Below are 23,321 nucleotides of genomic sequence, written 5' to 3' on the forward strand. Positions count from 1 at the left end.
CAGATCTCAAATCTCAAACACATAGCGGCGATCATCGGAACCATCGGCGGCGGGCCAGGAAAAGGCGTTTGGGATCCAGCGCACCAGATGATCCACGCCTGCAGTCTGAAAGGCCTGGACGTAAGCGGAGATGTCCTCCTTGAAGTGCGCCCACACCGCCTGCTCGTAGTGGATGGGGATGACCTGGCGCGGAGTGAGCATCTGGATGGTCTGAACGGCCTGCTTGGCCGTCAGCGTGAACTTGATCGCTGGCGGCAGCGGGGGCCACAGGTTCACGCCACCGAGGTGCAACACGGCGGTGTGCACCTCGAACCGATTGGCCACCTCCCGGATCCCGTCGAAGAAGACGGTGTCTCCAGACAGGTAGAGCACGCCGTGCTTCTGCCCCTCCCACTGCAGCACGAAGCCTGACACATGACGGGTGCCGGGCAGCCACCGGGGCCCATGCAGGGCCGGGGTGGCAGTGACGGTGAGCTTGAACCCATCCTGCCCAAAGAGCGTGGTGGTGCTCCAGTCTGCCAGCGTGGTGACGTTCGACACCCCCTTGAGATGGTGCTTGCCGTGGGGGTTGGTGATGACCTCCCGTGTCTGGGTGAACAAGGCCCGGCCGCCGTCGTCCAGATTGTCCACATGATGCGGATGGCTCAGCAGGATGGCGTCCAGCGGGCCCAGCTCCGCGGCGGTGAGGGAGGTGCCTCGGTAGCGCGTGAGATGCAGGCCCAGGCCCGCCGGGTAGCGCCTCATGCCTGTGTCCAGCACGGGATCGGTGACGATTCTCAAGGAGCCAATCTCCAGCAGCACCCCGGCGGTGGAGAGATGGGTGATGGACACTTGCATGGGCGGCAGCAGTGGGGTGGGTGGGAATGAGGGCGGTCAGCGCAGGTCTTCGCGGGCCACGGACTTCGGATCGTTGCGATCATCCCGCCAGCGCGGATGCGGAACATGGAAGACGTAGTCGCCATTGTAGGAGGCCACCGCTTCTGTGAAGGTCAGCGTGCCGATGGTGGTCCACTTCTGCCCGTGGACGCGCTGGGTGATGTTGGAGCGCTCGCCCACGTCAGAGACCGCCACGTCAAACACCAGCGGTCGCTTGGGCGTGGCGTCGCCGCGGTCGTACATGATGGCCAGGATCTCATCGCGGAAGTCCACTCCTTCACCGCCCACCTCGACCGTTCCTTTGGCGGTGGTGAGCTTGATGAAGCGTGGGCAGGACGGATTCGACACCGGTGCACCGGTGGTGAACTCGGAGATTTCATAGAGCTGGCGCTCCAGCGGCTGTTTGTCTGCGCGCAAGAGCTTCAGCGCTGTGATGATGAAGCTGAAGATGCCGGCGCCGCGTCGCCATGGAGTGACAGGTGGGGAGTTCGTCAGCACGGCCTCGCGGATGCTGTAGGTGGTGGTGCCGCCCAGATCCTCCTGGGTGATGAGGCTGGCCGTGGGATAGGCCGCCGCGTCGTTGGGGTCGGTGGTGGGGTAGAGATTGGCCACCAGCGCGAGGGAGCGCCACTTGCCCGCGTGCGTTTCCTTGGCGGTGGTGGAGTAGCGGGCGAGCGCGAGGGCTCGGCTGCCCGGTTTGAAATAACCCGTGTAGTTCGTCCCGGGCGGGGCGTCGTTGATCTTCCACTCGCCGGAGAGGATGATGCCATTGGGGTGGAGCAGACGGCGGAAACCCTTGTGATCATCCCCCCAGCGCATCACCGCCCGTGTGCGCAGTGTGCGGCGGGAGGCCGCGAGCAGACTGGTCACCAGCCGGCCGGCGGTGATGGAGTACACGGGGAGGGGCTTCTCGTTCGGCCCGCCCCAGGTGTGATAGTAGGGTTGTTGGCTCGCACCGTCGCGCAGGGCGGGATCAAAGAGCTGCTTCTTCACCTCGGCAAAGGTGGAGCGGGTGAACTGGCGGTCGTGCAGTGTCAGGTCCTGGTTGTTGTCCGGCAGCGCGGCATCGGCAGGCGGGCGCTTGATGCCGTGTCGCCAGCCCAGTGCATAGAAGATGCCCAGCACCAGCGCCCCCAGCACGCCCCCGCCGCCGATGAGCCGACAGAGCTTTGAAGAGGCCTGCATCGGCATCATGGGATCGTTGACCGCATACACGCCTCCCAGCTTCCAGAGGGTGTAGAGCACCACCAGGGCGATGAAGCCTCGCAGTACCCGCGAACGTACGAGAAAGAAGAGCAGGGCACCCAATACCACCAGGCCCACTACCTCCACGAGCCAGAAGATGCGCCAGGTGTTGTTGGTCAGGTTGGGCCGGCCCAGCCGGGGGCGGGCGTACTCAGGCTTCTCCCCCACCAGCCACGGGGAGGCAAAGTAGGGGAACTCGTTGGAAAAGGGTTTCAGGGAAAACTGTTCCAGCTGCCCCTGGGGATTTCTCTGCGGGGCTCCCGTGGCGGGATTGATGCGGTACTCCCCGTCGTTCATGGTCACGCGCGGGTAGCGGTTGTCATCGGTGTAGGAGGCCTCCCAGAGCTGGGTGTCGCCCGCCATCGCTGTGAGGGCCGCCACGTCATCCGAGAGCACGCGACCATTGGGAAAGCGGGTGGGCTGGCTCCGGGAAAAGATGAGCACGTCCGGCATCGCATCATAGGGTCGCCGGGCAAAGAGCGGGGAGAAGAAGGTCCGGTTGAAGTCCTCCAGGATGGTGGGGTTGTTGTGGCGGCGGTTGATATCGGCCACATGCTTGGAGGGGGGCAGGAAGTTGAGCCCATCGAACCGGGGCAGTTGGGTGCGCTGGGAGCGGCCCACGTGGTCGATCTGCTTCCCGTCCTTGGTCGTGGTGGCCCAGACGAGGAAGTTCCGCTGTTGAGGCGCGAACCGGTCCAGCGGGATGCTCACGACGATGCCGATGATGTTGGTCCGGAAGAAGCGCGGGAAGATGAAGGGATCGTCAAACACCCCGGTGCGGACGTTGATCTCCTTGTCCCGGTAGGGAGCGTTCACCACGGCCCGGCCCGCGGGCAGCCCGGTGATTCTGAAGTTGGCCGGGTCCATGCCGCCATCGTTGTTCAGAGTGAACTGGAGCTCGACCTCCGGGGAGATGTCGTCAGGTTGCAGGATCGTGGCTCCGTAGCGTTCGCGGTCAGCCACGGAGTTGAACCCGAGCTGCGCATTGAGGTCCATGAAGATGTTGTAACGGTAGCTCTTCAGGTTCAGCGGTCGGGGTTGTGTGTGCTTGTACTTCGGTGCCGCAGGGTCACCGCCGTTCATGGTCGGGAGCTGGGTGCCCACCATCACGAGGTTCTGTTTCTGGGCGTCCACCTGGTCCTTGGGCACCTCTTCCAGTCTCGCCATGGAGGGGAAGACGCAGATGCTCACGATGAGGTTCTTTGCCTCGGGAAGGGCAGGGTTCTGGTCCTTGTCCAGATAGACGTGGAGGTCGGTGATGCGCGGTTCGCCATCCTTCGGCGGGTTCAGCGCATTGAGGTCCAGCGGGTCGGCATGATCAGAGGCATGGACCGGCCCCCAGGCAGGGAGGAGGCACAACGCGATGAGTGCGGCGACGGCGCGGCGGAAACCGGTGGGCGGTGTCATGTGAAGGCAGGGTTCAGTCTGAAAACTAAAGAGGGGCGGAAGCGGTGCGGAGACGGGGTTCAAGACCGCAACACCTGGAGTGCCACCTGCTGGCCGAGGGCCCGGTAGCTCTCCCACTGCGGATCGTCGAAGAACTGGTCAAAAGTGGACTGCTGGGGGAAGTCCGGGTAGCGGTCGCCGTAGTTCCGGATGTCCTCCGTGAGCGTGCCGCCCACACCGGGCTTGATGACGGCGAGCCATGAGACCACCCCCGGTGCGGAGGCATAGGTCACGCGGGCGAGTGCCGCGTGGCGGGAACTGCCGCGCTGGAGTTCGCGGATGCCGCCGAGCCTTTCGGGGTCCAGCCACGCCCTGACCATCTCTGATGGCAGCGGGGGGGATCCTTCCACCCAGGTGGGTTGCGGCAGACGGATGGCAGCATCCTCCCACACATCCCAGGGGTCTGGCACGATCGGCTGGTCGGCTTCTCCGGGTGAGCCATTGCCAGCGGGACGCAGGGGACAGGCGGCATCGCGATTCGGCTCTAGCCACTCGACCTGCGCGCCGAAGTCGGTGCGCACGGTCCGCGTGAGATCCGCCAGATCCGTCCACTGGTACTTGGGATCCTCGCCGCCATCCACCAGCAGCATGAAGGGCAGCCGTCGGCGCACGAGTTCGTACAGCCCGGTCACCTCAAAGTGACCGCCATCGCTCAGGTACCAGAACCAGCGCGAGGCCCCATGGAATCGGCCGCGCCACTCAGACAGCAGCATGCTCTGCATGCGGTACAAGGAAACAGGCAGTCTCTTGATGCGCCGCCAGATGGTGTCGGGGAATCGACCGGGCCGTTCACTGGCCAGGATGCCGGAGTCCCACCAGTAGCCCAGCCGCACATTCAGCAGACCCAGGAAGAGGGACATGGTGAACGTGGTGCTGCGGCCGGATCCGGTGGAGAAGGCGGCACCGGAGACGGCGGTCCAGGCACCCAGGGAAAGCGGCTCCACCTCGGCGCTGTCGCTCTCCTTGCTGGCCAGGACGTGAAAGGCGTTGGGGTTGCTGCCTACAGGGAAAGCGCGCAGGGCGATCTTGCGGCGCTTGCCTACGGCATTGGCATCATCGCTGTCCAGACCTTCCAGCCAGCGGCGGCGTTTCTGCCACTTCGGCCAGGCGTCGGGATGCGTCCATTCGGCGAAGTAGCGCCGACCTACGGTGACCCCTTCTGGCGTGACGCACATGGGCAGTCCCTTCCGGCTGCGGATGTCGCGATCTGAGGCGAGGTCCACGGTCTCATTCAGGCAGACATTGATGAGGTGGAGCGGGCCCCCGGAGCGCTCGGGATGGTACAGGTCGTACGGCACGTCGTCCATGGGATGAGCCTGCTTCACATCCGTGGCATCATCGGCGGTGCCCCCGTACACCCTCTCTTCATTTGAGGCACCCAGGAAGGTGCGGGTGAGGCGGGCTGCATACGCCGTGTGGAGCGAGGAAAGGTTCAGGAAATCAAAGGCCCTGCCGATCACAAAAGAGAAGATGAGCGCCAGGACGATGGAGCCCACGCCCCACATACCCGCATCCGCCATGACCAGCTCATGAGCGAGCAGGTCCACCATGAAGACGAGGATGATCGCCAGGGGAATGCCGACGAGCTTGGAAAGGCGTGCCAGGGACAGGCCTTCACGCCCGGCCGCACTGACCTGCTGAAGCGCCTTCATGCCCAGCCAGCGCAGGATGGGCAAACCGGGGCCCACCGCCGCCATGATGCCGACGAAGAGCACGGTCACCGTCTTCTCAGCGGCGAGCCGGGCCACCGTGTCCAACAGCGCCCAGCCCGTGACAGCGGCAAAGATGATGGCCACCTCCCCCAGCGCCAGGCTCAGCCGATTGCGAACGATGGTGCCCAGGATGCGCGGGGCAACTTTGGCCGGGAGACCCCGGGTTGCCCCCCAGCGGACCACCTCCTGCCACAACCAGGAGAGGAGCAGGATGGCTCCGGCACCTGCGCCGTAGGGGAGGGATTCCGGGCTCGTCAGCGCGGCCACCGAGCCGGTGAGGAGTACGAGCCAGGCAAAGAGGCCGTAGGGTGAATACGGTCGAGTGGAGCCGCCTTTGGGTGCAAGCCAATACGCCAGGGTGCCGGGCAGGACGCCCAACGCCAGCGCCAGGGCGGGCAGGATCCACCAGGGGGAAAGCTCGCCTACGAGCACAAAGGGGCCATTGGGCAGACCCAGCTTCTTGGTCACGAGCGCCGCGAGACCAAAGAGGCCGAAGAGCAGCGAGCCCACCACCAGATGAACGGTGAAGATGTTGCGCCAGAAGACGGCCAGATTCAGCCGCAGATCCTCGCCTCCTGTGGCGAAGATGTAGTTGGCATTCGTGCGCAGCCACCAGAGCGGCGGTGAGGCGGTGTTCTTCAACACATCCTGCACGGCCCCACAGGGGTCGGCCGGACCGGTTTCCCCGGGCGGCGGAGCATTGACGGTGGGGCGGGTGAAGAGGCGTCCGAGGAAACTACCCGTGAACCCGCCGCCGGAGACGGTCGAGAGGAAGTCCAGATCCCGCACCCGGTTCCGGGTGGCGAGCGCCTGCAGCACACCCAGGCAGAAGGTGGCACTCCGGATGCCGCCGCCGGAGAAAGCCAGGCCCACGGCGTCCTTGGGCAGCTTGATCAACGGATGGCGCACGGCCGGCAGTTCATCATTGGCAGGGTTGCCAGATTCCAGGGCGTTGGCAGCCACGGGCACCGGTGGCCGGTCGGGATACGCCTTGTTGCGCCGGCTCAGGATGGCGCGGGCTTCGCGGTCCTCCACAATGGCGGGGTAGCTCGCGCGATCCTCCTCCGCTAGGATGGTGTCCGCCGCCTTCTCGCTCATCATGAAGATGGGCGTGAGGATGAAATAACCGGGAATGCGGGGGAAGACGGAGGCATCCACGATGCGCAGGCCCTGCACCCCGTGCACGCGGAAGTGGCTGTCCAACACCGCCTCCTTGTCCACAAGTTTGGAAGGATCCGCCTGCCAGGCATCTGCCCCGATCCGGCAGGTGCAGGAGGCGTGGTGACCCCAGGACTGCGTTTGAATCCACTCCCGCAGCGCATTGGAGCCGTCCTCCTTGTCCAGCCCGGGCTGAATCTCGTGGACGAACTCCCGCGGGTTCCGCCGGTTGATGTCCCGCATGAACTTCACCGCATCCACGATGGCTTCCAGATCGCGCTCGCTCTGCTTGAGGTTGAGGTCGATGGACTCTTGCTGCTCCAGCAGGGCGGGTGGGATGGGCAGTCCGGTGGCCTGATAGGCCTTCATCCGGTTCTGCAATTCCCGCGCCTTTTCATTGTAGGAGTCAAAGCAGATCTCCGGAGCGTCGAACGGGTTCAAGGAACGAATCTTGACGTAGCCGTCGTTGTTCCGGGTGTAGCCTTTCAGGATCACCCAGGACCAGATGTTGCGCTGATCCTTCGCGGCACCGAGGGTGGGCCGGAAGAGCTCCCGTGACCAGCCCCAGTAGTACCCGCGGAAGGCGGCAGGTGCCCCGAAGGTGAAGAGGTCCGGCTCTGGTTCCTCCGCCTCCTGCACCACCTTGGAGCGGCGCAGCACGGCCACCGCCCCGCCGTTGGTGCGGTAGAGACCGCTCTTGTCCTTGAGCCATTGGAGACGGGCCGGGTCGTTGTCATCGCCGGGAGTGAAGGAGAGTCCGTTCAGGGTGGAGAAGTCCTCCGCCACCTCGCTCACGATGGTGACCTCGTACCGGTCCTGCAGATTCCGGCCCACGCCGGGGAGATGGATGAACCCGGTATTTTCCGCACTGCCCGGTTTCTTGAGGGGCTGACCGTCGATCCCCGTCAGCGCCGGGGTGGGAAGTGCGTTTTTGCCGCCTTTCTGGCTGGCTTTGATCGCATTGACATCCTGCTCATTGCCGATACCGCTGAGGGTCAGGAGCTGCGGGGTGTTGAAGGCCCCGCCGCAGAGGATGACCTCCCGTGCGGCGAAGTAGCGGGTGCGTTCGCCCGGGGCGTTGCCCTTGGTCTGCAGGGGGCTGGCTTCATAGAGGTAGTCGCCGCGGGCCAGCTCCACACCCACAGCCCGGGGGGCTTCGCCCTCCGCTTGTTCAAAGAGAACCTTGGTCACGTGTACGCCCTGGTCGATCACGAGGCGTTCGGGGAAGCGCGCCTGCGTTTTCAAGAGCAGCTCCCGCACCCCGGCGCGGCGGCCGAGGAGGAACCGCCCCTTGTAGTCCATGGCATCGCTGCTCTCAATGCCCGTGGGGATGAGGAAGACACCCTCCGGACTGGTCCGGCGGGTGTTGTAGTCGTTGGGGTCGATGTGCTGCACGATGCGCAGCTTCACCAGGGCCTGCTTCAGCATGCCGATGAGCGGCTTGTCCTGGTGCAGGACGGCCAGCGCGGTGCCGATGAGCACGTTGAAGAAGTTCCGGTCCTTCCGGGCGATTCCGGTGACGAGGTTGGGATCGATGAAACTGGTGGGCTGCCAACCTTTGGTGCCATGCCCGCCGTCATCCAGCACCGCGCGCGGGTCGAACTGGAGCACGATCCACTGGTATCCCTTGTAGAAGATGCCCAGCAGCTTGCGGAACCACTGGTCATACGCCTTGCGGTAGAGGTTGCGCTCCATCCGGGCGAAGTAGCCCCGCATGTTCTCCGCCCGCCAGGTGTTGTCCCCCGTGAGTTCGGCGATGTACTCCCAGTCCTTGTCGTTGGGCGCGGCCATGATCATGGCGTGGTGCCCGGTGCAGCCCCCCAGGCCGGCGGACCGGGGGTAGAAGACGCCGCCCTTGCCCTTCTTGTCCCAGCCGGTGGGATCGAGGAAACGGTCGTGATACGGATAAGGCGTGTCCGCAGGTTTGCCGTCGGGGGCATCCGCAGCCGCCTGGCCGTTGGGCACCGGCTGGTTCAGCCGGTTGTATTTGTCATCCAGCTTCTGCCGGGCGTCATCGGCATAGTGCCGCACGGAGAACTGCCAGCTCATCTCCAGGTCCTCGGTGGCCGCCCCGTGGTAGCCCGGGACCTGGTTGACCTCCCCGGGTCCCGCAGTGGGAAAGACGCTGGACTTGTGCTCCAGCGGGTCCCGCCCCGCCTCCAGCACCAGCACCCGCTTGCCCGCCAGCGCCAGACGGGACGCCAGCGGCCCACCGCCGGCCCCGGAGCCGACGATGATGTAGTCAAACGGGGTGTCGGTGGGACTTTGTGCCTGTTGAAGGAGTTCCTGGCTCATGCGGGGCGTGACGTGAGGTGAGATGAGATGACGGGATCTGGAGGAATGAGGTCAGAGGGTCTTGAGGAACTCGATGAGCGCCTCTTTCTCGTCAGGCTTGAGCTGCTCCCCAAACAAGTGGCCGCGATCCAGCACGTAGTCCGGGCACTTGCTCGCCTCCACGAGGCCGGGCAGGGCTTTCTCGCTGAAGACCTTGTAGGCGTCGTCCCCGGTCAGGTGTTGTTTCCTGATGTCCACCGTGGCGCGCACCAGCCCCAGGATGGCGGCCGGGAGCTTGCCCTTCTTCTCCGGATCCAGGTTCATGAGGAGGTCCACCGGGGTGCCGCGCGGGATGGGCCCCACGTTCACGCCCTTGTAGTCGCCGCTGAGCAGGCTGTCTGGCAGGACGGCCAGGGGCAGGGGCACATCGCGCAGGCGACCGGTCAGGAACTTGTTGGCCAGAATGCCGCCCAGGAAGGTGCCGATGAAGAGGAGGGCAAAGAGCCACCTCACCAGCTTGCGCGGCTCCTTGTTGGTGAGTAGCAGCCACAAGCCCACCGCGGCCACCGCCACCACTGCCAGCCACCAGAGCCAGTGGGCCATTTCCAGCATGCCGCTGGCGGCCATCATCAGGGCACCCGGCACGGTGCCACCCATGCCGCCCAATCCCGTGCCTGCGAGCACGCCGGCGATGAGCACGGCCACCAGGATCACCAGGATGCCCGCATGACGCGCCCGACCCCAGAAGAACCCGGCCAGGAAGAGCAGAGCCAGGATCACCCAGAGCCAGACGCTGAGCAGGCGGAAGGCAAACTTGCCCGCCACGCCGGTGATCAGGGGTTCGGTAAAGGAGGGGGCAAACTCCACCATCGTGTCATTGGGCAGACGGTAGATGTAGCCGGGGTCCTCCTTGTAGGGGCCGCCGTCGCGACGCAGGTCGCCCGGCGGCACATAGAGCGCTTTGCCATCTCCGTACGTGGTGTAGGTGGGGCGTTTCTCATTCCAGAGGAGCTTGCGAATTCCGTCGTCGAACGCCTCCATGCGGCCCTTCACCGAGGGATCCTGGTTGTAGAGGCCGAGGGCGTTGTTGTGGAAGTACGGTGCCGTGCTCCACACGCTGATGAGCGAGGCGGGCCGATAGTACCCTGGGCCGCCTTTTTCCCGACCATCGTTGTAGCGGTCATCGGGCGTCTTGGTGGCGACGTTGTAGAAGTAGATGTCCCCCACGGAAGGCAGATTTTTGAAGGACTCCGAGGAGAAGTTGTCCCAGACGTTGCCGCGGATGGCATTGGTGGCCATGGCGCGGGCAGAATTGGTGCCTACCAGGGTCACTGGCACGCGCAGTTCAGTGGAGAGGAAGTTGTCCTTGATGAACGCATCCTCGGCATCCGGGGTAGCGGGTCCGTCACCAGCCAGGGCCTGCATGCGGGCACGGAAGTCCGCCATCATCGGGCTGGCGCGGAAGGCCTCCCATTCCCCGTAGCGGGAGGGGAGTGTGTACACGGCCGGCTCATCCAGCTTGGGCACCGGCTTGCTCTCCCAGTCCTCGGCAAAACGGAGGTCAAAGCCATCAGGTTGCTTGCTGGAGTGGCAGATGGAGCAGTTGTTCAGGAAGACGCGTCGTCCTTTGGCCAGGAGATTGGCATCGGTGGTGAGGTGTTTGCCGCCTTCCGTGACCGCTTTGCCTGCGCCGTCCACCGTCGCCGCACCATCGGGCAGCCATTGCGGGCCAGCGTCTTTCAGCTTCATGGGCGCGGTGCTCTTCGGCACGGTACCGCTGGCTCCCAGCAGGAAGAAGTCCGCCATGTAGCCCACGCGGTATTTCTCGTTCACGTTCCAGTACACGGAGTTGGTCCGGTTTGTGGCAATGGAGAAGGGCCGTTGTTTCGTGAACCCGATCACCGGGTTGTCACAGCGGGCCCACTGCTCCGAGAAGACGCCGATGTTCAGCGGCACTCGGGCGAGGGCGGCGAAGACCCCGCAGCTGTCTTCACCGGGGAAGAGCACCATGGGAAAGTGACGCAGGTCTTTGCCGGCCGGTGGAGGTTCAAGGGTGTAACGAGCTGGCTCCCCATCCTCCAGACTCTCCAGCAGCAGGTTGGTGGGGCTTTGCTTTTCCGGGGGCTTCACCTTGGCCCGGGCAATGCGGGCCGGCAGGTCAAACACGGCGTTGATGACGTTGGTGTTGTTGAGCTGGTCCGTGCTCACCAGGGAGGTGTCGATGGTGCCGGGGGGCTGGCTCGCCAGGAAGTGGTGCAGGAAGTTGTTGCGTGGGAGCAAGTTCGCCGTGATGGGCTGGGCCTCCCAGTACTGGCCACCGATCACAGAGGAGAGGTTTTCCCATTTAGGGTTCTCCACGTCAGCCGGTGGGTTGAGCGGGTGTGGGGCCACGTGGCAGAAGCCGCAGGACATGCTCACGCGGAAGGGTCGGATGAGGTTCCGGTCCTTGTTGATCTTCGGGTCAGTGTAGAAGCTGGAGTGCGTGGAGCTCTCGACTCGCTCCTTCCAGTAGGCCCGGGCCTGCTTTGCGTCATCGGTATCGCCGAAGAAGTCCGGGTTGAGCATGAGCCGCAGGCCGAAGATGCCGCTGGGGTAGCCATAGACAGTGTAGTCGAGCCCGTCGCGAGGCATCATGGCCTGCACCTTGTAGTAGAGATCCGGGTCGCCGGGCTTGAAGAGATCCGTGCCCCGGTGGCTGGAGGGCGGCTTGGGCAGGCCCACGGGCGGGCTCACCGCCCGGCCCTGGGCGTCCGTTGTTTCCTCATTCTCAGCGTTGAAGGTCTTGGGCCGGAGCAGGGCCTTGTCTCCGTCTGGCCGGTCGATGTACAGCCCCAGGATGCGTTCATCGGGCCCAGCACCTCGAAAACCGGGCTGGTTGATCATGCCTGCGGACTTGAAGCGGTTGTTCCGCTGCCGGGAATCCATGAGGACGAGGAAATCCGTGATGCCGTAGCCCTGCTCCTGCAGCCAGCCCCAGAAGGTGTCGTTCCCGCCGCCCCAAAGCAGCCAGGTGTTTCGTCCGCGAATCGCGTTACGCTCCTTGTCATCCACCTTGCCGTCCCGGTTCACGTCATAGTCCAGCGGCTTCAAAACCCCCGAGGTGGGATCTGCCACCCAGTCCATCTGCCAGAAGACATCGCGCTGCTCTGCGGGAAAGCACTCCGCCGTGCGCGGGTAAACGGGGGTTCCACGGATGGTTTTCCCACCGAGGGCTTCATCGACCGCCTCATCTGGATCGATGGCTTTGCGCAGCTCGGCAATCATCGGCGGCACACCACCGCTTTCAGGATTGTACGGGCCGCCGTAGGTGCTCCCGCCGGATTTTCCGGTACTGGCCGTGCCGGTGGTGCCGGCATCATGGGCGGCCAAGGGTGTGGAGACGGTGAAGAGGAGCAGTGTCGAGACCAGTGTCACCGCCAGAGGGTGCAGGGCACAGCGGCCTGGGCGGGATTGAGGAGGGCAGGGGCTGCCATTTGGCCTGATGGAGGTGGGCACTTTCATCATCATGAGGGGTGGACGGCTGAAGTTAGAGGAAACAAAAGACGCGGCAGTCCGGCGGGGAGTCTGCGGAGGGCTGGGCATGCCGCAGGGTGGTCCCATCCGGCATCGGGGTGCGGCACGGGGAGGGCATCGGCAGTTCGCTGCCGCCGTTCACAATTCGTCCGGCTCCGTTCTGGAACGGCCGGCCATTGTCCCCTTGATCCCTGCAAACCCATTAGGACATCAACAAAACACGGGCCTTGGATTTTGTCTGTCCGTCAACAGGGATGAAAACCCCGCAAGGTTTTGCCTACAACCGGGGGGCAGGTTTTGCCCGCTGTTGTCCGTCAGGCTATTGCGCGCTGCTCCAAGGAGCAGGCCGGAATGCCCCAGGATGCCCTGACGCGGCTTCCTGACATGGCTGTCAGGTATTCACCCACAGAGGGTAGTAAAAAGCCCGTTTATGACGGCTTTGAGAACGAGCGCTCGAGCGTGGAAACGGGCGAAAGTCGGGCACCTCATGGACCTGCCCGAACGTGCCCTATCCGAGGAGAGGGATTACGCTTTAACGCCGATCGTTTTTTTGGTATCTTTTATCAAATCAAAACAATTGGAAGGAGCCCCTCTTCCAATCGCGATGCTTGTCGTTCCAGTCGGACGACGGGCAGCGCATTTGGAGGCTCCTTTGCATGATTTCCAGCACCCCTTCTGCGCGAGGCGATCTCCCGGGAGATCCATCATGGGCTTGGGATTGGACGGCCCTCACTGGTGCTTTCCGACGAAGATGGATGTGGCTGGCCGCCGTGGTGGTGTTGGCCTTGGGATTGGGAGTAGGGTGGCTGGCTCTGACTCCGCCGGTGTATGAGGCACGGACGGTGGTGCAGGTGGAGCAGCAGGGCCCCACCTTGGTGGGAGGCAAGGACGTGGAGCGGGAGGACTTCCGCACCGTGGATGTCCTGCGGACCATTGAGCAGAATCTGGGCAGCACAGAGCTGCTTTTGCGGGTCGCCCGTGGCATGGATCTGTTGAATGACCCGCGGCTGAAGAACGAACGTCCAGGGGTGATGGCACGCTTCATGGCATTGCTTCCACGCGGGAAATCGGAGGCTCCTTCAGATGCCAGCCTGATCCGGCTCATGAATGACCGGGTGAAAGTGGGATTGCGACGCGGCACCCGGTTGATTGACATCACTGTCAGCGCTCAGGACCCCACGCTCGCAGCCCAGCTCAGCCAGACGGTGGTGGCGGAGTACACGCGCCTGAACTTTGAACAGAAGGTGGAGGCCTCCCGGCCGGCGCATGGCTACATGACGGGTGAACTGGAACGCCTGAAGCGGAAGCTCGAGGACTCGGAACAGAAGCTGCAAGCTTATCGGGAGGAGAAACGGGCGGTGTCGCTGGAGCAGACGCAGAACATTGTGGTGGAGTCGCTCAAGGATCTGAACAAGAGCCTCAGTGAAGCCCGGAGCGCCCGCATCAAGCTGGAGGCGGACGTGGCCGCGGTCGCCCAGGCACAGGATCGTCCGGCTCAATTGCTCGCGATGGCGGGCATCGGCAACCTCCCTGATGTGGTGGCCCTGAAACAGAGCGTGGCGGAGAAGGAGGCGGCGCTGGCCAGTCTGGCAGAGCGCTATGACGCGCGGCATCCCACTTATCTCCAGGCGCAGAGTGAACTGGCCAAGTTGAACCTGTCTCTCACCAAGGCGGCCCAAGGCGCGGCCGAGCATCTCAAGACCTCGCTGCATGCTGCGCAGGAGACGGAGCAGAAGCTGGAGGCGGCCCTCAAGGCCCAGGAAAAGCAGGCGCTGGACCTGAGCCACATCTCCATCCAGTACAACACCCTGGTGCGAGAAGTGGAGTCTGACCGCACGCTCTATGATGCGGTGCTCAAGCAGTTCAAGGAAACGCAGATCGTCCAGGGGGTGGAGCAGGGGGCGGTACGCGTGGTGGAGCCCGCCACCGTGCCGGACCGTCCTGTCAGTCCGCGAAAGGCGGCCGCCCTGGCCGTGGCCTTGTTGCTCGGTCTGGCAGGAGGCACGCTGACCACGCTGGTCCCGGCATGGTTTAATGCGCCCCTCACCAGTGTGGAGGAAGCGGAGCGGCATCTGGGCATCCCCGCCATCGCCGCAGTGCCCAAGTCCCGTCTGCGTGAAGGGCAGCACCGGATCTTTCTGCTGGACCAGCCAGCGGCTCCTGCGTCGGAGGCCCTGCGCTCCCTGCGGGCAGTCCTGAGTCTGCATGGCTCCAACGGAGACAGCCGATCCTACATCTTCACCAGTGCCCTGCCCGGGGAGGGGAAGACCTTCTGCGCGGTGAACTTTGCCGCGTCTCTGGCGCTGGAAGGGCACCGCACGCTGCTGGTGGATTTTGACCTGCGAGTGCCCGGGGTGGGGCTGCAGCTCTTTGGGAAGGATGCCCATCCTGGTGTGGCGGAGGTGTTGCAGGGGAGGGCCACGCTGGCGGAGGCCGTGCGCCCGACGAAGCTGGAGCATCTCTTTGTGCTCACCGCCGGGGCCAGCATCACGGGGCCTTCCGAGCTGCTGGCATCGCCCGCTCTGGAGAAGTTGCTCAAGGAGGCTGCTATTTCCTATGACCGGGTGGTGATGGATTCCGCCCCCGTGCTGCCGGTGAGTGACACCCTGCGGCTCGTGGGGCATTCCCATCACACCTGCCTGGTGGTGCGGGCCGGGGCCACGTCCGGCCGGGCCGTCGCGAGGGCGCAGCAGATGCTCACCCGGGCAGCGGGCGGGCCTCCGGCGGGATTCGTGCTCAATCAGGTCCCCCGGAGCTCCCTGGGATACGGGAGCTACGGCAACTACAAGTGAACATCCAGAACCCTCCCTGCTGCGATGTTTCATCGAATCACCCGCCTCTGCCGTGAGCGACTGGTGCAGAATGCCCTGGCGCTCTATGGCGTCACGTTTGCCAATGCCCTGTTGCCCCTCGTGCTCATCCCGTATGTGGCCCGGGTGCTTGGTCCAGGGCCGTGGGGCACGGTGCTCTTTGCGCAGACCGCGGCCATCTGGCTGGGCCTGCTGGTGGAGTATGGGTTCACCTACTCCGCAACGCGTGAGGTGGCCCGCCATGCGGATGAGCCGGAGAAGGTGCGGCAGATCGTGACCGAGGTCATGGCGGGTCGCCTGGGGCTGTGCCTGCTGGCCGTCGTATTAGCACTCGTGCTCTGGTGGAGTGTGCCCGAGTTTCGCGCTGGCGGGCACATTCTCATGGTGGGCACTTGCTGGCTGGGGCTGGCCCAGGGGCTGAGCCCCCTGTGGTACTTTCAGGGCATGGAGCGCATGCGCCTGCCTGCGGTGCTGGAGGTGGCGTGCCGGGTGCTCTATGTGCTGGCGGTGTTCATCTGGGTCAGGTCGCCGGAGGACGCGGCCATGGTGCTGGTGTATCAGGCTGCGGCCCTGTCCTGCTCCCTCTTGATCACGCTGGGGATCATGTACCGGCAGACCGGGGCCGGGTTGGGCACTCTCTCCGGGGCGTGGCGGTCTCTGCGGGAGGCCTGGAGCTTCTTCCTCTTTGCGGCACTGGTGAATGTGTACACCCGGGCCAACAGTTTTTTCCTAGGACTCCTGGCCCCGCCCGCGGCGGTGAGTTTCTACGGCGGGCCGGAGAGGATGATGCGCGGCATCCTGAGTCTCACAGGGCCGGTCAATCAGGTGCTGTATCCGCGACTGGCTTGGCTGGTGAAACACGATCTGCCCGCTGCCCGCACCACGGTGCGCCAGGGGACACTGCTGGTGGCCGTGGTTGGCACCGGCTTGGGACTGGTCCTCACCCTGGGGGCCGCCTGGTGGGTGCCGTGGCTCCTGGGCTCCGGTTATGATGCGGCGGTGCCCGTGCTGCGGGTGCTCGGTCTGGTCTGCCCTTTCGCGGCGGTGAACAGCGTCATGGGCATCCGGTGGATGTTCCCGCTGGGCCTTGACCGCATCTACAACCGGATCGTCATGGCGGGGGCGGCCCTGAACGTGGGCCTCGTGTTTCTCCTGGTGCCCGCTTTTCAGGCGGCGGGGGCCGCCTGGGCCGTACTGGCAGCGGAGGGTTTTATCACCTTTGCGGTCTTCATCCTGCTGTGGCGGCAGGGGCTCAACCCTTTCCAGAGGAACCCGCTCCCGGAGGCGCAGGTTACCTCATGAAAGCACCGGACACGACGGGTGGTCTGTGGTGGTGGAATCCCTGCTGGGTGCTGGTGCTCCCGCTCCTGGCCGTGGCCTGGGCGGCCTGGGTGATTCCTGAAACCGACTACCAGGCCTACTGGCGCATGCCCAAGTTTTTCACGGGTGCCGATCTCCAGCTGTGCCTGGCGGTGGCGGCCGCTTTTGCCCTGGGGGCCTTAGTGGCCATCGCCGTGGATCGGGCCATGCTCCGCCCGCGTCTCCGCGTCAGTGCTTCCGGTGAGGTCGAGCCTGGCTGGCAGTTGCTGCTGCTCTGGTTCTACATCGGCGTGGCCGTGACCTCGGCGGCGTATTTGCTCTGGTTTGCCCTCATCCTGCGGGAAACCGGGCCCGGCATTCTCGTCGGCGTGCTGCGCCTGGAGCAGGGGAGCATCTTTGAGCTGATCCGCCTGCGGAAGGACGCTGCGATCACCGGCATCACCAGCTTCACCCAGACGGGCATCGGCACCTGGCTGGTGGGCGTGTTCCTGGCCCATCACCTGGGGTGGCGACGGGTGCGCTGGCCGATGCTCCTGCTGCTGGGGCTCACTTTCGTGAGGGCGGTGTTTCTGGCGGAGCGCCTCGCTTTGATCGAGATGCTGCTGCCGGGCTTCCTACTCTGGCTGCGACTGGGGGTGGTGGCCCGGAGTTCGCCAGCGCGCAAGCTGCTGCTGCAGCTCGTGCCGTTTCTGGGCATCGTGCTCCTTTACGGGATGTTTACGGCCAGCGAGTACTTCCGGTCATGGGGCTACTACGCGGCGCAGGGCGAGACTTCACTGCTGCGCTTCAGCCTGGTGCGGCTGTCCGGGTACTATGTGACCGCGCTGAACAACGGCGCCCTGCTCTGGCACGGGATGGGCGAGCTTTATTTCCCGTATGCCACCCTGGAGTGGCTCTGGCGTTTTCCGCTGCTGGGCAGGCCTTTGAGGAACCTCCTCGGCGGCTCGGATGATCCGGCGGAGCTGGCCGCCGTCCTGGTGGCGGAGGATGGGAATCCGGAGTTCAACAACCCCACGGGCATCTTTGTGGTGTTCACCGATTTAGGAGTGCCGGCGGGGCTGGTGTTCTGGGCGGCCTTTGGCGGGGTGGTCATGCTCCTCTATCGGGCCTTCCGGCGCGGATCGCTTGCCGGGTTGTTCCTCTATCCCTTTCTCTTCATGGGGCTCACGGACCAGGTGCGCATCTTTTACCTCACCACCGGGCGCACCTTTGCCGCATGGGCTTTCCTGCTGGTGGCGTGGATGATCGCACGAAAGGAGTTTCAAGTGGCAGAGTGGTTCAGCGTACGGCGACGGGCATCGCCTCCGGCCTCGGTGTCGCCGGGGTCGCCCACGGTGCCGCCGTGAAGTTTGCCGCCGCCTCCAGCGCATAGGTCTCCGGCGAAAGCGCGGGGTGTCCTTCTTTGCGCAGGAGCCGCTCGATCAATGCCGCCACTTCCTCTGGATCCGCGGCATCAGCCAGCACCCGGAGGCTGGAGGGCTGTCCGATGTCGTCGAGGAAGTCGGTGCATTTCTCGTGATACTCCACGAGGGCAAAGGGCACGTTGTTGAGGTAGGCGGTGATCCCGGCATGCATGCGCACGCAGAGCACGGCGTGGCAGGCAGCCAGGCTGTGCCAGCAGCCGAGCAGGTGGTCATCGCTGGTGATGATCTCGGCAAACAGGCCCTCTGATGCCAGACGGTCCTGAAGCTCGCAGCAGAGGGGCATGTCACCCCAGCGCGGGTGCGTGTTCAGGCAGAAGATGCGCACCCTCGTCCCCCTCCTTTTCGCATGGCGGCAGATCCCTTCCATGAGGGCCGCATTGCGCACCCGTTCACGTTCTACATCACCACCGGAGTGACTTTCATAGAACCGGAAGGACACCCCCAGCGTGGGTGGGGCGGCGGGAGCGGGCTCCTCCCAGAAACTCCCGGGCAGGAGCAGGGGCAGAGCCCCCACCAGATCCCGGGCCATGACCGGCTGGTAGGGCACTCGCATGCGCTCCAGCATCGTGAGGGACTGCTGGTCCCGCACCGCGACGTACGAGAACTGCCGGAGGAATCGCGCGGCCTCCGCCTCATCCGCGGCATCGGAGAAGGGCCCCACGGAGACACCTATGGCGGCGAACTTCGTCCACCCCCGCTCGGCGGCTACGCGCTGGAGTTTCTTGAGCAGGCTGCCGTGGGAGAGGGTGGAGCCGCCGGCATACACCAGCAGATCCCGGGCGGCCAGCGCGCCTGTCAGAAAGGCCAGCCGGCTCAGCTTTCCTCCCAGTCCCGGGGCGGTGTAGAGTTCATTGGGAAACCATGACGGCACCCGAAAGTGGGCGTCAATTCCATGAACCGGCGGCCCCAGGATGTCCACATCATGCCCCGGCCACCAGCGAGCCGCCCCCAGCACGCTCGTGAGGTTGAAGAGGTCGTCCCCGTAGTTGGAGAAGCCGTAGTAGCCGTTCAGCGTGATTTTCATGGGGATGCAGCCTTTCCTTCCAATGCCCAGGCCTCCGCCCCCTGACGGCGGAAGTCCTGCCAGGCGTTCCAGAGCCCGGCAGTTCGGCCGAGGATGGATTCGAGGTAAAAACGGCTCCGGGGCAGGTCACGCCGCACGGCATGCAGCAGCATGCCCGCGGCAGCCCGGCACTGGAAGTGAACGAACCTCACGGCCGCACCCGGCTGGTGGTGATGCACCAGGTGCTTGAGGGAGAGCCTCCCAAAGCCGCGGCCATAACTGTAGGCACGGGCGAGAGCGGAGGCGTCGTACCCCTCCGTCTTTTGTGCATGGTGAAAGACCAGTGCCGGGTCGTAGTGGAGCTTCTTCCCCAGATAGAGCGCGCGTAGCACGAAGTCCGCACCTTCCTCTGCACCATAGGTGGTGCCTACGCCCAACCGCTCATCCAGCGGGCCCACTTGGGCAAAGATCTCCCGCTTCAGGAACATCGTGAACTCCACCGTGGTACTGTACACATTGCGCGGCGTCACGGCCTGCGCCCGCGTGGAGAACCGGGTGACCGAACTCTGGAGCGATTGCGGATCCACGGATCGAGCAAACAACAGATCCAGGCCGGGATCGGCGGCAAAGCGGTCCGCAGCCTGCTGCAAGAGGCCGGGAGTAAGCTCGCAGTCGTCATCGGGAAAGTTGAGCAGCCTGCCGCGGGCAAATTGCAGCCCGTGATTCCGGGCATGGGAAACTCCGACCGGCTGGATCTTCACCCGCTGCAACGGGAAGACCTTGGCATAGGTGTCGCAGAGGTCATCCAGCCGGGCATCCTCGTTCTGATCAATGAGGATCACCTCCAGATCCTGCAGGGTGTTTTGACGAATGGACTGGAAGAGCCGTGCGACTTCCGCATCCCGGTGCAGGGTGGGGATGATCAGGCTGAAGCAGGGCGGAGGAGTTTCCTTCATGACCGGATCGCTGCGAAATGCGGCTCCTCAAGAACCGGCACAGGTTCATGCAACTGCTCGTCCACATACTGCTGCATCGCCTGGATGAAGCGCGGCTCGGCAAAATGCTCGGCATGATGACGGATCACCGCGGGGTCCCAGTCCGTGGCCTCCAGGAGGGAGGCGACACGGTTGATGCCCGCCGGACTGGGATCGGTGAACAGGCACCCCGTCTGACCTTCCACCACGGTCTCGAGGGCCCCGCCATCGGCGTAGGCCAGCACTGGCTTCCCGGCGGCCTGCGCCTCCAGCGGGGTGATGCCGAAGTCCTCCGTGCCCGGCAGCACAAAGGCGCGGCATCTCTCCACCAGTCGTACCGCCCGGGCCTCATCCACCCTGCCGTGAAACTCGATGTTTACCGCGCCCCGGGCCAGCCGCTCCAGGCGGCCCCGGTCTGGACCGCTTCCTGCAACGACCAGATGCCGCCCGCTTTCCAGGAAGGCGGCAATGGCCCGGTCCACACCCTTGTAGGACACGAGCCGGGAGAGGATGAGGTAATAACCGTCATGATCGGCCGTGGGGCGGAAGCGCTCCACCTCCACCGGCGGATGGATGACGACGGACTCCCGTCCGTAGAAGTCCTTGATGCGGCGGCGTACCGTTTCGGAGTTGGCAATGAAATGATGCACCCGCTGGGCGCAGGCGTGATCAGCGGGCCGGAGCCAGAGGATGAACAGGCGGGCCAGGATCTTGAGCAACCGGCTGCCCAGTTCATTCTTCAAGTAATGGTCCGTCTGCCAGAAGAACCGCGGTGGGGTGTGGCAGTAGCAGAACACGCGGGTGCGCGGGGTGAACCGCAGCCACTTGGAGAAGCCGCTGCTGCTCACGACCGCCGCGGCCCCGTCCAGCCGGCCAAACGAGCGGAAGGCCATCGGGTACAGAGGAAACAACGACTTGTGATGCCGGTTCAGCCCCGGCACGTTCTGCATCCAGGTGTTGTGGATGTGGGCATCCTCGAAGCCGGGCAGCAGGTGCTCATAATCCGTGGCGCTCACAAAGATGGGGGCCTGGGGCCAGGCGCGGTGCAGGGAGGCGAAGAGCCGCTCCGCCCCGCCCATCTGGATGAGGTAGTCATGCGCCAGGATGATGTTGTCTGCGGTGGGCTGGGGCTTGGGCCGGGCAGGCGGCTTGCTGGGTCGCGTGGGGGCTTCGACCACCCCCGCCTGCCGCTGGCGGGTTCGCACCTCGCGGGCCAGCGTTTGCAGGGCGGCTTCTGCACAGTTGGCCCAGGAGAAGAGCTGCACCCGCTCCCGGCCGCGGGCAATGAGCCGCTGTCTCAGACCGGGTTCAAGGTGCAACCTGCGGATGGCGGCGGCCAGGGTCTCCGGGATGGCGGGATCACAGTACAGGGCGGCATCCCCGCAGATCTCCGGCATGACACTGGTGCTGGACACAATGGCGGGACAGCCCAGCGCCATGGCCTCCACCGGCGGGAGGCCGAAGCCCTCATAGTAGGAGGGAAACAACAGCGCGATGGCGCGGGCGTACAGGGCATGAAGCTCCGCATCCGTCACGTGGCCCACCTGCACGATGCGGGAATCATCCGCTGGGAGTTCGCCAAAGATCCTGGCATCATGATGACCGGCGATCACGCAGGGCGGTGCCTCCTGACCCAGGAGCTGGAGGGCTTTCAGTACCGCCGCAAAGTTCTTGTTGGGGTTGTTGCTGGAGACGGCCAGCAGGTAGCCGCCATCGGCCGGGAGCGCGTGCCGGTCAAAGATGCCTTCATCCGGTGCTTCCCTCAGCACATGCTCCACCCCCAGCCACGTGGCCGTGATGGCGGCGGGGTCCAGCCCCACACGTTTCACCAGCTCCTCGCGGGAGTAGCTGGAGTTCGTCAGGATGGCGCTGGAGATGCGTCCCGCCACCGTGAAGAGGAGCTGGTACCAGAGGCGAAACTTCCAGGTGAAATTCCCCGGGATGGCGAAGGTCTGGGCATCGTGCATGAAGAGCAGCTGGCGGCGCTTCAGCATGGGACCGGTGTTGCAGAGAGAGAGCAGCCATCCTGCCCGGGTGGCGGCCAGCAGGCTGGTCTGCTCCCAGAGGTGACCGCCCCCGCGGCCCACCCGGTCCACTGGGAGCTTGGGCCAGGGCGAGGGCGTCTGGTCATCTGCCGGGGTGATGAGCCGGAAGTGCAATCGCAGGCCTTGCGGGCCAGTCCAGGCCCCCTCGTCATCCAGGCGGTCGCACAACGCGGTGATCAGCTCACGCGCCACCCGCTCCACTCCCGTCACGGGGCGGGGGAGGAAGCGGGCGTTGATCCAGACCGTTGTTTCCATGGTCCTGCACGGGTGGGTGGCTTCAGCTTCCGTCGAGACGGGACTCAACGATCTGCTGCAGCCGGTTCTGAAAGTCCTGCATGGAGCGGTGTGCCAGCACGTGCCGCCGGGCTCTCGCCCCCATCTCGGGCAGGGCGGCGCGGTTGGCCAGGCACCACTGCACGGATTCACGCCAGCCCGTGGCATCGGCGGTTTCCACGAACCGGCCGCACTGCTCCGCCTCCAGGTCGAGGTCGATGAGCGGGTTGCGGGTCATCAACACAGGCCGACCCACTGCGGCGGCCTCCAGCAGCGCGGTGATCCCCCAGAGCGTGGCCCGGTTGGCGATCAGTTCCGCATCCGTCGCCCGGGGGAGATTGAGCGGCAGGGCCACCACATCACACTCCACCAGATGATCCACCAGATCCCGGTAGGGCACGGGCTCCCCCTGCGAACGGCGGATGGAGCTGAAGTTTGGGATCTCCTGGATCTCCGCCATGAATTCCGCCGAGTCGGTCAGCACGCGCACCTCCACCTCCATGTCACCTGCGAGTGCCTCGACAAAGGCACTGAAGCTCCGGCCGGTGATGCCATTGAGCAGGATCTTGAGCCGGCCGTTCTCCGGCGGTGGCGGGCCTCCGGCCTCCATCCGCAAGCGGTCGTAGAAGGGCACATCCACGCCCCAGGGCAGGGTGGTCAGTTGGGCTGCGGCACGAGGGTGCTCCACCAGGGAGAGTTGCTGGATCTTGGCGCTCAGGGCCAGCAGGGTGCTGCATCCAGACTCCAGCCACGCATCCTTGAGCGAGTGCCGGAGCGGGAAGTGGAGGAAGGCATAGATCGGCTTCCTCCTGCCCGTCAGGGAGAGCAGCCCGCAGAGGATGCAGACCAGATCCGTGTCCTTGGCGATGATGAAGTCGTAGCGGTCGAGATGGAGGAAGAGCCAGATCTGCTCGGTGATGTTGGGGCCCAGGCGCAGATGCTCCCCCACGCGGTCCAGCGCCGCCAGCCGGCGGGTGGGCACGCGCTGCGCTCCCTGGGCGAAGAGGTGGTCCGTCCCCCAGGCGTGGTTCGAGGGCAGAACCTCCCCTTCCATGATTTCGCGCCGGGTCACCCAGGCGATCCTGGAGGTGGCAATCTGGAGTTTCATTCCCGTCGCGGCTGGATGGTTTCGGGATGGAGTCGTGAGGAGGGCGCGTCAGCCGGTGGCGGCCGGCAGGGCGTTGGCCAGGTGGGTCTCGATGCACTCCACCACCTTGGTCACGGAGGAGGGCTTGGGCAGGAAGGGGT

11 protein-coding genes are annotated in these 23,321 nt (G+C 64.9%); 3 read left to right on the plus strand and 8 right to left on the minus strand.

Annotated features, from left to right (window positions below; all coding sequences use genetic code 11):
• Positions 1–6: 6 nt before the first annotated feature.
• Genes BV106_RS07180 through BV106_RS07195 form a run of 4 tightly spaced genes read right to left on the minus strand, consistent with a single transcriptional unit; the run spans position 7 to position 12,218 of the window.
• On the minus strand, positions 7–837 hold the full coding sequence (locus tag BV106_RS07180; protein WP_051945319.1) for an MBL fold metallo-hydrolase: 831 nt from the start codon (positions 835–837) through the stop codon (positions 7–9).
• A gap of 36 nt (positions 838–873) precedes the next feature.
• Positions 874–3,528 (minus strand): hypothetical protein, encoded by a 2,655-nt coding sequence (locus tag BV106_RS35205; RefSeq protein ID WP_051945321.1) that lies wholly within the window; start codon positions 3,526–3,528, stop codon positions 874–876.
• A gap of 59 nt (positions 3,529–3,587) precedes the next feature.
• Positions 3,588–8,732, minus strand: coding sequence for a GMC oxidoreductase (locus BV106_RS07190; RefSeq protein ID WP_038162613.1), 5,145 nt, complete (start codon positions 8,730–8,732; stop codon positions 3,588–3,590).
• Between the two features lie 51 nt (positions 8,733–8,783).
• Complete coding sequence (locus BV106_RS07195; protein WP_038162616.1) at positions 8,784–12,218, minus strand: hypothetical protein; 3,435 nt, start codon at positions 12,216–12,218, stop codon at positions 8,784–8,786.
• A gap of 662 nt (positions 12,219–12,880) precedes the next feature.
• On the opposite strand from BV106_RS07195, the gene BV106_RS07200 reads away from it, so the two are divergent.
• From BV106_RS07200 to BV106_RS07210, 3 genes are read left to right on the plus strand one after another with little or no spacing between them, the layout of a single operon-like run.
• Positions 12,881–15,016 carry a polysaccharide biosynthesis tyrosine autokinase gene (locus BV106_RS07200; RefSeq protein ID WP_081891578.1) on the plus strand — a complete coding sequence of 712 codons (2,136 nt, stop codon included), beginning with the start codon at positions 12,881–12,883 and terminating at the stop codon, positions 15,014–15,016.
• 24 nt (positions 15,017–15,040) lie between these two features.
• Positions 15,041–16,336, plus strand: coding sequence for a flippase (locus BV106_RS07205; protein WP_051945323.1), 1,296 nt, complete (start codon positions 15,041–15,043; stop codon positions 16,334–16,336).
• Positions 16,333–17,700 carry an O-antigen polymerase gene (locus BV106_RS07210; RefSeq protein ID WP_038162621.1) on the plus strand — a complete coding sequence of 456 codons (1,368 nt, stop codon included), beginning with the start codon at positions 16,333–16,335 and terminating at the stop codon, positions 17,698–17,700. The genes BV106_RS07205 and BV106_RS07210 overlap by 4 nt, the downstream gene beginning before the upstream one ends.
• On the opposite strand, the gene BV106_RS07215 is transcribed toward BV106_RS07210, so the two are convergent.
• Genes BV106_RS07215 through BV106_RS38165 form a run of 4 tightly spaced genes read right to left on the minus strand, consistent with a single transcriptional unit; the run spans position 17,633 to position 23,181 of the window.
• The gene (locus tag BV106_RS07215; RefSeq protein ID WP_038162623.1) at positions 17,633–18,802 is read right to left on the minus strand and encodes a polysaccharide pyruvyl transferase family protein; all 1,170 of its coding nucleotides are present in this window, start codon (positions 18,800–18,802) and stop codon (positions 17,633–17,635) included. The two genes, BV106_RS07210 and BV106_RS07215, sit on opposite strands and share 68 nt — an antisense overlap.
• On the minus strand, positions 18,799–19,737 hold the full coding sequence (locus BV106_RS07220; RefSeq protein WP_051945325.1) for a glycosyltransferase family A protein: 939 nt from the start codon (positions 19,735–19,737) through the stop codon (positions 18,799–18,801). Before BV106_RS07220 ends, BV106_RS07215 begins: the two co-directional genes overlap by 4 nt.
• Complete coding sequence (locus BV106_RS37125; RefSeq protein WP_051945327.1) at positions 19,734–22,055, minus strand: glycosyltransferase; 2,322 nt, start codon at positions 22,053–22,055, stop codon at positions 19,734–19,736. Before BV106_RS37125 ends, BV106_RS07220 begins: the two co-directional genes overlap by 4 nt.
• Before the next feature lie 22 nt (positions 22,056–22,077).
• Complete coding sequence (locus BV106_RS38165; RefSeq protein ID WP_038162626.1) at positions 22,078–23,181, minus strand: glycosyltransferase; 1,104 nt, start codon at positions 23,179–23,181, stop codon at positions 22,078–22,080.
• Positions 23,182–23,321: the final 140 nt, after the last annotated feature.

The organism is Verrucomicrobium sp. BvORR106 (genome assembly GCF_000739655.1).
Lineage (GTDB): Bacteria > Verrucomicrobiota > Verrucomicrobiia > Verrucomicrobiales > Verrucomicrobiaceae > Verrucomicrobium.

Coding starts and splice junctions, on each gene's coding strand:
- BV106_RS07215 (WP_038162623.1), bottom strand. CDS start 18,802: ATGAAAATCACGCTGAACGGCTACTACGGCTTCTCCAACTACGGGGAC.
- BV106_RS07205 (WP_051945323.1), top strand. CDS start 15,041: ATGTTTCATCGAATCACCCGCCTCTGCCGTGAGCGACTGGTGCAGAAT.
- BV106_RS07180 (WP_051945319.1), bottom strand. CDS start 837: ATGCAAGTGTCCATCACCCATCTCTCCACCGCCGGGGTGCTGCTGGAG.
- BV106_RS07200 (WP_081891578.1), top strand. CDS start 12,881: ATGATTTCCAGCACCCCTTCTGCGCGAGGCGATCTCCCGGGAGATCCA.
- BV106_RS37125 (WP_051945327.1), bottom strand. CDS start 22,055: ATGGAAACAACGGTCTGGATCAACGCCCGCTTCCTCCCCCGCCCCGTG.
- BV106_RS07210 (WP_038162621.1), top strand. CDS start 16,333: ATGAAAGCACCGGACACGACGGGTGGTCTGTGGTGGTGGAATCCCTGC.
- BV106_RS35205 (WP_051945321.1), bottom strand. CDS start 3,528: ATGACACCGCCCACCGGTTTCCGCCGCGCCGTCGCCGCACTCATCGCG.
- BV106_RS38165 (WP_038162626.1), bottom strand. CDS start 23,181: ATGAAACTCCAGATTGCCACCTCCAGGATCGCCTGGGTGACCCGGCGC.
- BV106_RS07190 (WP_038162613.1), bottom strand. CDS start 8,732: ATGAGCCAGGAACTCCTTCAACAGGCACAAAGTCCCACCGACACCCCG.
- BV106_RS07195 (WP_038162616.1), bottom strand. CDS start 12,218: ATGATGATGAAAGTGCCCACCTCCATCAGGCCAAATGGCAGCCCCTGC.
- BV106_RS07220 (WP_051945325.1), bottom strand. CDS start 19,737: ATGAAGGAAACTCCTCCGCCCTGCTTCAGCCTGATCATCCCCACCCTG.